This is a genomic window from Alloalcanivorax marinus (assembly GCF_016906305.1).
GTDB lineage: Bacteria > Pseudomonadota > Gammaproteobacteria > Pseudomonadales > Alcanivoracaceae > Alloalcanivorax > Alloalcanivorax marinus.
Genome location: NZ_JADDOL010000029.1, coordinates 19,739 through 30,359, shown reverse-complemented (window position 1 = coordinate 30,359; position 10,621 = coordinate 19,739). Strand labels below are relative to the sequence as shown.

The 10,621-nt window shown below is 67.0% G+C and carries 9 protein-coding genes; 4 read left to right on the top strand and 5 right to left on the bottom strand.

The window, feature by feature from the left end; all coding sequences use genetic code 11:
- Nucleotides 1–167: 167 nt before the first annotated feature.
- Together acnB and IM760_RS17125 are read right to left on the bottom strand one after the other, a co-directional pair.
- Nucleotides 168–2,762, bottom strand: a complete 2,595-nt coding sequence (gene acnB, locus IM760_RS17130) for a bifunctional aconitate hydratase 2/2-methylisocitrate dehydratase (RefSeq protein WP_204431466.1) — start codon at nucleotides 2,760–2,762, stop codon at nucleotides 168–170.
- A 177-nt stretch (nucleotides 2,763–2,939) separates the two neighbouring features.
- The gene (locus IM760_RS17125; protein WP_204431465.1) at nucleotides 2,940–3,842 is read right to left on the bottom strand and encodes a lysophospholipid acyltransferase family protein; all 903 of its coding nucleotides are present in this window, start codon (nucleotides 3,840–3,842) and stop codon (nucleotides 2,940–2,942) included.
- A gap of 94 nt (nucleotides 3,843–3,936) precedes the next feature.
- Between IM760_RS17125 and IM760_RS17120 the strand changes: the two genes are divergently transcribed.
- Nucleotides 3,937–4,548 carry a MiaE family protein gene (locus IM760_RS17120; protein WP_204431464.1) on the top strand — a complete coding sequence of 204 codons (612 nt, stop codon included), beginning with the start codon at nucleotides 3,937–3,939 and terminating at the stop codon, nucleotides 4,546–4,548.
- A 127-nt stretch (nucleotides 4,549–4,675) separates the two neighbouring features.
- Here the strand turns inward: IM760_RS17120 and IM760_RS17115 are convergent, their stop codons facing one another.
- Genes IM760_RS17115 through IM760_RS17105 form a run of 3 tightly spaced genes read right to left on the bottom strand, consistent with a single transcriptional unit; the run spans nucleotide 4,676 to nucleotide 6,532 of the window.
- The gene (locus tag IM760_RS17115) at nucleotides 4,676–5,416 is read right to left on the bottom strand and encodes a UDP-2,3-diacylglucosamine diphosphatase (RefSeq protein ID WP_204431463.1); all 741 of its coding nucleotides are present in this window, start codon (nucleotides 5,414–5,416) and stop codon (nucleotides 4,676–4,678) included.
- Between the two features lie 19 nt (nucleotides 5,417–5,435).
- Nucleotides 5,436–6,038, bottom strand: coding sequence for a peptidylprolyl isomerase (locus IM760_RS17110; RefSeq protein ID WP_420838127.1), 603 nt, complete (start codon nucleotides 6,036–6,038; stop codon nucleotides 5,436–5,438).
- Nucleotides 6,035–6,532 carry a peptidylprolyl isomerase gene (locus IM760_RS17105; protein WP_204431462.1) on the bottom strand — a complete coding sequence of 166 codons (498 nt, stop codon included), beginning with the start codon at nucleotides 6,530–6,532 and terminating at the stop codon, nucleotides 6,035–6,037. The genes IM760_RS17110 and IM760_RS17105 overlap by 4 nt, the downstream gene beginning before the upstream one ends.
- 85 nt (nucleotides 6,533–6,617) lie before the next feature.
- Here IM760_RS17105 and IM760_RS17100 point away from each other — a divergent pair, with 85 nt between their 5' ends.
- Genes IM760_RS17100 through IM760_RS17090 form a run of 3 tightly spaced genes read left to right on the top strand, consistent with a single transcriptional unit; the run spans nucleotide 6,618 to nucleotide 10,604 of the window.
- On the top strand, nucleotides 6,618–8,300 hold the full coding sequence (locus IM760_RS17100; RefSeq protein WP_204431461.1) for a glutamine--tRNA ligase/YqeY domain fusion protein: 1,683 nt from the start codon (nucleotides 6,618–6,620) through the stop codon (nucleotides 8,298–8,300).
- On the top strand, nucleotides 8,282–10,387 hold the full coding sequence (locus tag IM760_RS17095; RefSeq protein WP_204431460.1) for an FUSC family protein: 2,106 nt from the start codon (nucleotides 8,282–8,284) through the stop codon (nucleotides 10,385–10,387). The genes IM760_RS17100 and IM760_RS17095 overlap by 19 nt, the downstream gene beginning before the upstream one ends.
- Nucleotides 10,377–10,604, top strand: a complete 228-nt coding sequence (locus IM760_RS17090; protein ID WP_204431459.1) for a DUF1656 domain-containing protein — start codon at nucleotides 10,377–10,379, stop codon at nucleotides 10,602–10,604. The genes IM760_RS17095 and IM760_RS17090 overlap by 11 nt, the downstream gene beginning before the upstream one ends.
- Nucleotides 10,605–10,621 lie beyond the last annotated feature (17 nt).

Genomic DNA, 10,621 nt, shown 5'->3' with positions numbered 1-10,621 from the left:
ATCTGTGATGGGTGGCCGGGCCCGCTTGCGGGGGTTCACGGCGTTCCCGGAAGGGCGTCGCGCCCTGAGCCGCGCCCCGGATGGAGCGAGACTTCCCGCCAAAGCGCGATCAACCAAAAAAAAGCCCGGCGCTGGGCCGGGCTTTTCGGGCGGGGCGGGGTCGATCCTCAGCTGGCTTGCGCCACCGGAATCTTCACCTTGTCCGCCACTTCCTGGTACTCGCCCATGCGGTCGAAGTTCATGTAGCGGTAGATCTCGCCGGCCATGGAATCGATGGTCTCGGCGTACTGCATGTACTCCTCGGTGGTCGGCAGCTTGCCGAGCACCGCCGCCACCGCCGCCAGTTCCGCGCTCGCCAGGTAGACGTCCGCGCCCTGGCCGAGACGGTTGGGGAAGTTCCGGGTGGAGGTGGACACCGCGGTGGACTTGGGCGCGATCCGTGCCTGGTTACCCATGCACAGGGAGCAGCCCGGCATCTCGGTGCGCGCGCCGGCGCGGCCGTAGATGTTGTAGTAGCCCTCTTCGGTGAGCTGGTGCTGGTCCATCTTGGTGGGCGGCGCGATCCACAGGCGGGTGGTCAGGCCGTCCACTTTCTCCAGCAGTTTGCCGGCGGCGCGGAAGTGACCGATGTTGGTCATGCAGGAGCCGATGAACACTTCGTCGATCTTGGCGCCGGCCACGTCGGACAGGGTCTTGGCGTCGTCCGGGTCGTTCGGGCAGCACAGTACCGGTTCCTTGATCTGATCCATGTCGATCTCGATCACGGTGTGGTACTCCGCGTCCGCGTCGGCGCGCATCAGGCTCGGGTTGGCCAGCCACTCTTCCATGCCCTGGATACGGCGCTCCAGGGTACGGGCGTCGCCGTAGCCGTTGGCGATCATCCACTTGAGCAGGGTGATGTTGGACTTCAGGTACTCCGCCACGCTGTCCTCGGACAGGGTGATGGTGCAGCCGGCGGCGGAACGCTCGGCGGAAGCGTCGGACAGCTCGAACGCCTGCTCGGCGGTCAAATCTTCCAGGCCCTCGATCTCCAGAATGCGACCGGAGAACACGTTTTTCTTGCCGGCCTTGGCCACGGTCAGATGGCCTTCCTTGATCGCCTGCAGCGGAATCGCATGGACCAGGTCACGCAGGGTGATGCCCGGCTGGCGTTTGCCCTTGAAGCGCACCAGCACGGATTCCGGCATGTCCAGCGGCATCACGCCGGTGGCGGCGGCGAAGGCCACCAGACCGGAGCCCGCCGGGAAGGAAATGCCCATGGGGAAGCGGGTGTGGGAGTCGCCGCCGGTGCCCACGGTGTCGGGCAGCAGCATGCGGTTCAGCCAGGAGTGGATGATGCCGTCACCCGGGCGCAGGGACACGCCGCCCCGGTTCATGATGAAGTCGGGCAGGGTGTGCTGGGTTTCCACGTCCACCGGCTTCGGATAAGCGGCGGTGTGGCAGAAGGACTGCATCACCAGGTCGGCCTGGAAGCCCAGGCAGGCCAGGTCCTTGAGCTCGTCCCGGGTCATCGGGCCGGTGGTGTCCTGGGAACCGACGGTGGTCATCTTCGGCTCGCAGTACATGCCCGGACGCACGCCTTCCAGGCCGCAGGCCTTGCCGACCATTTTCTGCGCCAGGGTGTAGCCGGCGTTGGAGTCGCCGGGCTGCTCCGGCTTGCGGAACAGGGTGGACTCGTCCAGGCCCAGGGCGGTGCGCGCCTTGGTGGTCAGGCCGCGGCCGATGATCAGGTTGATGCGGCCACCGGCGCGCACTTCGTCCAGCAGCACCTGGGAGCGCAGATCGAACTCGGCGATCACTTCGCCGTCCTTCTCCACCCGGCCTTCGAACGGGTAGATGTCGATCACGTCACCGGTGTTCATCTTCTCCACGTCGCACTCGAACGGCAGGGCGCCGGAGTCTTCCATGGTGTTGAAGAAGATCGGCGCGATCTTGCCGCCGATGCAGACGCCGCCGGCGCGCTTGTTGGGCACGTAGGGGATGTCTTCGCCGAAGTGCCAGAGCACGGAGTTGGTGGCGGATTTACGGCTGGAGCCGGTGCCCACCACGTCGCCCACATAGGCCACCGGGTGGCCCTTCTTCTTGAGCTCGTCCATCTGCTTGAGCGGACCGATCTCGCCGTCCTTCTCGGGCACGATGCCTTCGCGGGCGTTTTTCAGCATGGCGTTGGCGTGCAGCGGGATGTCCGGGCGGCTCCAGGCGTCCTGGGCCGGAGACAGGTCATCGGTGTTGGTCTCGCCGGACACCTTGAACACGGTCACGGTGAACTTCTCGGAGAGATCCTTGCGGCTGGTGAACCATTCGCCCTCGGCCCAGGATTCGATCACTTCCCTGGCCTTGGCGTTGCCGGCTTTCATCTTGTCTTCCACGTCGTGGAAGGCATCGAACACCAGCAGGGTGTGCTTGAGCTGTTCGGCGGCCACCGGGGCCAGTTCTTCATCGTCCAGCAGTTCGATCAGCGGGGCCACGTTGTAGCCGCCCTGCATGGTGCCCAGCAGTTCGGTGGCGCGCTTGCGGTCGATCAGGGGAGAGCTGGCTTCGCCTTTGACGATGGCGGACAGGAAGGCGGCCTTGACGTAGGCGGCCTGGTCAACGCCCGGCGGAACGCGATTGACGAACAGGTCCTGGATGAACTCCTCTTCACCGGCGGGCGGATTCTTCAGCAGTTCCACCAGCTCGGCGGTTTGCTGTTCGTCCAGCGGTTTCGGGGGGACGCCCTCGGCGGCGCGTTCCTCGACATGTTTGCGATAGGCTTCTAGCACAGCGAATCCCTCGTTTCGTCTGACTGATTTCTTTTGGAAATCAGTTGGTTGGGGTGAGACTGGGGGTTGGAATTGCGCGCGGAGTATAGCCGAAACCCCATCAACTGTTAAACGGAACCCGCCGTTCAGCCATTCATCCCGTGAATACTCGCAATCACTGCGGCTGTTGGCGGTCCGTCAGTAGGGCAGGCGGCCCCCGGGGGGCTGGCGGCGGAAGCGTTTGTAGCTCCACAGATACTGGGCCGGCTCCTCGCGAATCAGTGCTTCGATGGAGCGGTTCATGGTGGTCAGGGCGTAGTCCAGGTCGTCGTCGTGGACGCCCGGGTCCGCCGGGCGCACGCGAATCTCGAAACCCTGGCTGCCGGGCAGGCGCCGAGCCCAGGCCATGAACACCCGGGCACCGGTCTGCTTAATCAGCTTGCAGCTCAGGGTGCCGGTGAAGGCCGGCTGCCCGAAGAAGGGCGCGAAGCGGCCGCTGCGCCGGTCCGCCACCTGGTCCGGCAGGATCGCGGTGAGCGCCCCCTGGCGCATGGCGCGCACCAGCCCGGCCACGCCCCGGGCGGTGGCCGGGTACATGGTGGTGCCGAAATGCTCCCGGCCCTGCTTGATCAGTTCATCCAGTTCCGGCAGCCCGGACGGCGCGAACATGGCGTGCAGGCCGAACTCCCGGGCCAGCCAGAAGTTGAGCACCTCCCAGCAGCCCAGATGCGGCGCCAGGATCAACACCGGCTCCCGGTTGGCCACCGCCTGGCGCAACGGGCCGTCGCCGTCCTCGGCCACCACCCGCTCCAGGCCGTCCTCCGGGCGATGCCAGAAGCGGGCGATCTCGAAAGTGTTCTTGACGCTTTCCACCAGGGACTGCCGGGCCAGCCGTTCCGGCGCCGGCTGGTCCGGCAGGCACAGGGCCAGGTTGATGCGGGTAATGCGCCGGGATTCCGTCGGCAACGCCGCCAGCAGGCGCCCCAGGGCGGTGGCGATGGCGCGGTTGAGCCGGAACGGCAACAGACCCAGCAGGCGCAGGGCGCCGGCGGCGGTGCGACCCTTCAGGGTCTGGATGGCGGGGTTGGTTCGTCTTCCCATGGGGCGCGATTATAAGGAGTGGGGGGGAGAACGCCAGACGCCTGGCGTCTCGCGTCCATCACGCTAAAATGGCGCCGTTTCCCAAGAGGTGCCCATGACCGACATCACCCCGCTGCGCGACTTTCTGCCGTGCCCGACCCCGGACGCCTGGATCGGCTGGGCCCTGGCGCACCCGGACATCCTGCTGATCGATCACGCCCACTGCGAAAAGAAGGCGGCGTCCACCGCGCTGAATCTGATGTTCCGCTATGTGGACCGTCCGGCGCTGCTGGACAACCTGAGCCAGCTGGCCCGGGAAGAACTGCTGCACTTCGAGCAGGTGGTCGGCATGATGCGCCAGCGCGGCATTACCTACGACCATCTGTCGCCGTCGCGCTATGCCCAGGGCCTGCGCCGTCACGCGCGCACTTCGGAGCCGGGGCGGCTGGTGGACACCCTGATCATCGGCGCGCTGATCGAGGCGCGTTCCTGCGAGCGCTTCGCCGCCCTGGCGCCCCATGTGGACGAGGAGCTGGGGCGCTACTACCGCTATCTGTTGAAGAGCGAGTCGCGCCACTTCGAGGATTACCTGCGTCTGGCGCGCCTGTACGCGGACGGTCCCATCGACGAGCGACTGGCGTTTTTCAAGGAGAAGGAGAGGGCGCTGATCGAGGAGCCGGACCTGGAGTTCCGATTTCATTCCGGCGTGCCGGCCATTTCCCCGTAGGAGCGACTGGGCGGCACCTGGCTTCAGTCGCGATCAGCCCTGGTGCCGTCTTCATCGCGACTGAAGTCGCTCCTACCGCATATCCCACCCGTAGGAGCGACTTCAGTCGCGATAAGGCGACCCACTGCTACCGGGTCTCGCCGATCTCCCAGCTTTCCAGCCGGAGTCCATCGCCGTCGGCGACGATCCACCAGCCCTGTTGGCCCCAGTCGCCGAGCACCCAGCGGCGGCCGGTGGCGCCGTCACCCAGGTCCACGTCGTGCACCGCCGGGCGGTGGGTGTGGCCGTGGATCAGCTCGCGCACGCCGGTCTCGTTCATCACCCGCACCACCTCGGCGGGGGTGACGTCCATGATGTTCTCGGCCTTGTTGGCGTTGTTGCTCTGGCTCTGCATGCGCATGCCCTGGGCCAGGGCGCGGCGTTCCTCCAGGGGCTTGGCCAGCATCATTTGCTGCCATTGGGGATTGCGCGCCATGGCGCGGAACTGCTGGTAGGCCTGGTCCTCGGTGCACAGGCTGTCGCCGTGCATCAGCAGGGCGGGGGTGCCGTGCAGATCCACCACCGTGCCTTCGTCGAGCAGGGTGCCGCCACAGTCGGCGGCGAAGCGCTCGCCGAGCAGGAAGTCCCGGTTGCCGTGCATGAAGAACAGCTCGGAGCCGGCGTCGCTGAAGGCGCGGAAGGCGGCGATGGCCTGACGGTTGAAGTCACTGTCGTCGTCGTCGCCGATCCAGGCCTCGAACAGGTCGCCCAGCACGTACAGCGCCCGGGCCCGGCCGGCCTGGTCGGCCAGCAGGCGTTCCAGCGCCGCCAGGTGCTCGGGGCGCACCGGGTCCAGATGCAGGTCGGAAATCAGCAGGCTGTAGCTCATGGCGGCTTTCCGTCTTCTCTTATTGCTCGTCGTTGGCGGCGTCCAGACGGCGGGCCTTTTCGATCACCACCGGCGTGCGCGGCACGTCCCGGACCCGGGGGCCGCCGGCGATCTGACCGCTGCCGGTGGGCACCGTGGCGATGCGTTCCACCGTGTCCATGCCTTCCACCACCTTGCCGAACACGGCGTAGCCCCAGCCGCGGGGCGTCTTGTCGGTGTGGTCCAGACTGCGGTTGCTGACCAGGTTGATGAAGAACTGGGCGGTGGCGGAATGCGGGTCGCCGGTGCGCGCCATGGCGATGGTGCCGCGCTCGTTGCGCAGGCCGCTGTCCGCTTCGTTCTTGATCGGCGCGCGGGTGTCCTTCTGTTTCAGGTCGGCGTCGAAGCCGCCGCCCTGGATCATGAAGCCGTTGATCACCCGGTGGAACACGGTGCCGTCATAGAAGCCGTCGTCCACATAGCGCAGAAAGTTGGCCACCGTCTCCGGGGCCGCCTTCGGGTACAGCTCCAGCACGATGTCGCCCTGGCTGGTGGTCAGCTCGACCCGCGGATTGGCGGCCAGCGCCAGGGCGGGCAACAGCAGCAGAGCGGCGAGCAGGGCCCGGCTCATTCCCCGCTTCATTCTTCGATGACCTCGGCGGACTCGATGATCACGTCCTCGCGGGGTACGTCCTGGTGGAAGCCCTTGTTGCCGGTGGCCACGGCCTTGATGCGGTTGACCGTTTCCATGCCTTCGACCACCTTGCCGAACACGGCGTAGCCCCAGCCGTCCGGGGAACGGGCCTTGTCCAGGAAGTGGTTGTCGGCCACGTTGATGAAGAACTGGGCGCTGGCGGAATGCGGATCGCTGGTGCGCGCCATGGCGATGGTGCCTACCTCATTGGAGAGGCCGTTGGCCGCTTCGTTCTCGATCGGCGCGCGGGTGGGCTTCTGTTCCATGTCCGGGGTGAAACCGCCACCCTGGATCATGAAGTTGCTGATCACCCGGTGGAACACGGTGCCGTCGTAGTGGCCGTCCTTGACGTACTGGACGAAGTTGTCCGTGGTGTTCGGCGCGCGCTCGGCGTCCAGTTCCAGCAGGATCTTTCCATAGGTGGTGGTCAACAGCACTTTCATGGGGTCTCCGGGTCCGGGGAGTCTTTGACTGTGGGGGGGCGCACTGTACACTAGCGCACCCCGGATTTCAGCCGCAGGCGGCTCAATGAGTGAAGCAAAAGCGCCCAGCAATTTTATCAGACAGATCATCGACCGTGACCTGGCGGAAGGAAAAAACGACGGCCGGGTGGTGACCCGGTTCCCGCCGGAGCCCAACGGCTATTTGCATATCGGTCACGCCAAGTCGATCTGCCTGAATTTCGGCATCGCCGACAGCTATGGCGGCGCCTGCCATCTGCGCTTCGACGACACCAACCCGGAGAAGGAAGAAGACCAGTACATCCGCTCGATCCAGCGCGACGTGGAATGGCTGGGGTTCGAGTGGGCCGGGCCGGTGCGTTTCGCCAGCGGCTACTTCGACCAGTTGCACGACTTCGCGCTGCAGCTGATCGATAAGGGTCTGGCCTATGTGGACACCCAATCGCCGGAGAAAATCGCCGAAATGCGCGGTAACTTCACCACGCCCGGGCAGAACAGTCCCCATCGGGACCGGTCCGTGGAGGAGAACCGGGCGCTGTTCGCGCGCATGCGCGCCGGCGAGTTCGACGAGGGCGAGGCGGTCCTGCGCGCCCGCATCGACATGCAGAGCCCGAACCTGAACCTGCGCGACCCGATTCTCTACCGGATACGCAAAAAGGCGCATCACCAGACCGGCGACAAGTGGGTCATCTACCCGATGTACGACTTTACCCACCCGCTGTCTGACGCCCTGGAAGGCATCACCCACAGCCTGTGTACCCTGGAGTTCGAGGATCACCGGCCGCTGTACGACTGGCTGATCGACAATGTGGACGTGCCGGCCCGGCCCCGTCAGTACGAATTCTCACGGCTCAACCTGAATTTCACCGTGACCAGCAAGCGCCGCCTGAAGCTGCTGGTGGACGAGGGGCACGTGGACGGCTGGGACGACCCGCGCATGCCCACTCTGAGCGGTCTGCGCCGGCGCGGCTATACGCCGGCGGCGATCCGTAATTTCTGCGAGGCGCTCGGCGTCAGCCGGGCCGACTCGGTGATCGATATGAGCGTGCTGGAAGAAGCGGTGCGCGACGATCTCAACCAGCACGCCCCGCGCGCCTTCTGCGTGCTCAACCCGCTCAAGCTGGTGATCGAGAACTGGCCGGAGGGCCACCAAGAGACCCTGGTGGCCCCGGTGCATCCGCAGGACGAGGCCATGGGCAGCCGCGAGATGCCGCTGACCCGGGAGGTCTACATCGACCGGGAGGACTTCCGCGAGGAGGCCAACAAAAAATACAAGCGGCTGGTGCTTGGCGACCGGGTGCGGCTGCGCTACGGCTATGTGGTGCGCGCCGAATCCGTGGTCCGCGACGACGCCGGCGAGATCGTCGAGATCCGCTGCAGCTACGACCCGGACACCCTGGGCAAGAACCCGGAGAACGACGAGGGGCAGGGCAAGCTGCGCGGCGTCATTCACTGGGTCAGCGCCGACCGGGGCGTGCCCTGTGAGGTGCGCCTCTACGACCGGCTGTTCCAGGTGGCCAATCCGGCGAAAGTGGCGGAAGGGGAGTCCTTCCTCGACCACCTCAACCCCGAGTCCCTGCGTGTGCTGAGCGGCTGCGTGGTGGAGCCCGGCGCCGCCGGCGCCGTCGCCGAGACCCGCTTCCAGTTCGAGCGCGAGGGCTACTTCAGCGTGGACCGGGACAGCACCGCCGCCAGGCCGGTGTTCAACCGTACCGTGGGTCTGCGGGAATCTTGGCCCCGGGAAGCCTGATCCCGGCTTTTCTGCGCCAGGCCGGGGCGCGGGAGTGGCAGTTCAGTCTGCGCACCTTCGCGGCCGGCATGCTGGCGCTCTATATCGCCCTGGCGCTGGGCCTGGACGAGCCCAAATGGTCCCTGATGACGGTCTACATCGTCGCCCAGCCCCTGGGCGGCATGGCCGTGGCGAAGGGCATCTACCGGCTGCTGGGCACCCTGGGCGGCGCCCTGGTGGCCACCTTATTGGTGGGCGCCCTCAACAGCCAGCCGACCCTGTTCTTTATCGCCCTGGTGGTGTGGCTGGGCCTGTGCACTTTCGCCGCCAGCCTGCTGCGTAACTTCCGCGCCTACGCCTTCGTGCTGGCCGGCTACAGCGCCCTGATCGTGGGCGTGCCGGCGGTGCTGGCGCCGGATCAGACCTTTTCCCTGGCGGTGGCCCGGGTCACCGAAATCAGCCTGGGCATCGTCTGTGTCAGTCTGCTCAGCGTGCTGGTGTGGCCGCGTTCCGCCGGCGGTGCCTATTTGCAAAGCAGCCGCACCCAGCTGATCGCCCTGATCCGGCTGGTGGCCGATACCGCCGCCGGTGAGCTGGACCGGGACCAGCTGCGGGCCCGGCGCCAGGCCCTGATCACCGACGGCATGGCGCTGGAAAACCTGCGCGAACACGCCCTGTTCGATTCGCCGCGACTGCGCAACCGGGCCGGCCTTTGCCGCCGCCTGGGCCATGAGATGCTGGCGATGATCTCCTCGGTGGGGCCGCTGCACGCCTACGTGAACCGCTACGCGGAACGGCACCATCATCCCCTGGTCACCGCACTGTTGGCGGACATCGCCGCCCTGGACCCGGAAGCGCCGCCGGAGGCCCTGCGCGACACGCTGCACGGCCTGTACGTGCGCGCCCGGACCCTGGCCCGGGAACTGCGCGGTGGCCAGCGGGACGACAACGACGAGCGCTTCTATTCTCTACAACTGGCCCTGGAGCACAGCGCCGAGCTGTGCGACCGGCTGCGTTCCAGCGTGGCGCTGTTCGCCATGCTCACCGACCGGGCGCCGCTGGTGCAGTGGCGGGGCGGTACCTCGCGGCCCCATCTGGATCCGTCCCAGGCGTGGCGCAACGGCGTGCGCGCCGCCCTGGCGCTGAGCGGCGCCCTGGCGTTCTGGTACTGGAGCGCTTCGCCCCAGGGCGCCGGGGTGGCGATCCAGGTGGGGGTGATCTGCGCGCTGTTCGCCACCCGCGACAATCCACTGGCGGCGGTGCGCGGCTTTATCAAGGGCGCCGCCCTGGCGGCGGCGCTGGCCACGCTGTACCGGCTGGTGTTGCTGCCCGGCAGCGACGGCTTCGCCGAACTGGTGCTCTGGCTGGCGCCGGTCTATGTGCTGGCCGGTCTGGCCATGGCGCGACCGGCCACGGCGGGCATCGGTATTCCGGTGACGATCTTTTTCCCGCTGCTGCTGGACCTGTCGCCGCTGCAGAATTTCGACGCCCTGCCACTGTTCAACAATGTGCTGTCCCTGGGCATGGGCATGGCCCTGGCGGTGCTGGCGTTCATGCTGGTGTGGCCGGGCGACACACCCGCCGAGGCCCGGCAGCGCCTGTGCCGGGACCTGTGCCGCACCCTGGGGCGCTGGCCGATCCGCCGGCGCTGGCCGCGCCACCGGCTGGAGCGCCAGCTCTATGACCGCATCGGACTGTTGCTGCCGAACCTGGATCCCGCCGATCCGCGGGACGGGGACCTGCTGCGCGGTGCCCTGGCGGCGGTCACCCTCGGGCTCGGCCTGCTGTATCTGAATATGCTCTGCCGGCGCGGCCTGCCCGGCGACGAGAAGCTGGCCATCACCCGGCTGATCCGCGACACCCAGCGGGTGCTGCGCGACGGCGACGAAGATCGCTGGCTGGCGCTCACCGCCCAGGCGGACACGGTACTGCGCCGCTGCCAGCGCGCCTACGGCCCGGACCTGGACCCGGGCGAGCGCCGCCGGCTGGTGCGCTCGGTTGTGCGCTTGCGCCTGCAGATCAGTATTATCCGTCGCTATGCCGGCTTTTTTCTGGCCGGCTCCGCGGACCGGCCCTGGCGGGGCCTGAGGGACCAGGATGTTGTATGAAATCGATCTGGGTGGCGTGCTGCTGCCGCCCCTGCTGCCGGTGCTGGTGCTGGCGCTGCTGCTGTTCTGGCCGGTCAACCGCCTGATCGGGCGGGTCGATGGCTATCGCTGGTTCTGGCATCCGGCCCTGGCCGGTCTGTGTGTGTTTCTGGTGCTGTGCGCGGTGGCGCTGGCGCTGTTTATGTTCGGGAGTGCGTTATTGTGGGAAGCGTCTTGACGGTGGGGAAGGTCTCG

Coding starts and splice junctions, on each gene's coding strand:
- IM760_RS17090 (WP_204431459.1), top strand. CDS start 10,377: ATGTTGTATGAAATCGATCTGGGTGGCGTGCTGCTGCCGCCCCTGCTG.
- IM760_RS17125 (WP_204431465.1), bottom strand. CDS start 3,842: ATGGGAAGACGAACCAACCCCGCCATCCAGACCCTGAAGGGTCGCACC.
- IM760_RS17110 (WP_420838127.1), bottom strand. CDS start 6,038: ATGAAGCGGGGAATGAGCCGGGCCCTGCTCGCCGCTCTGCTGCTGTTG.
- IM760_RS17120 (WP_204431464.1), top strand. CDS start 3,937: ATGACCGACATCACCCCGCTGCGCGACTTTCTGCCGTGCCCGACCCCG.
- IM760_RS17105 (WP_204431462.1), bottom strand. CDS start 6,532: ATGAAAGTGCTGTTGACCACCACCTATGGAAAGATCCTGCTGGAACTG.
- IM760_RS17100 (WP_204431461.1), top strand. CDS start 6,618: ATGAGTGAAGCAAAAGCGCCCAGCAATTTTATCAGACAGATCATCGAC.
- IM760_RS17115 (WP_204431463.1), bottom strand. CDS start 5,416: ATGAGCTACAGCCTGCTGATTTCCGACCTGCATCTGGACCCGGTGCGC.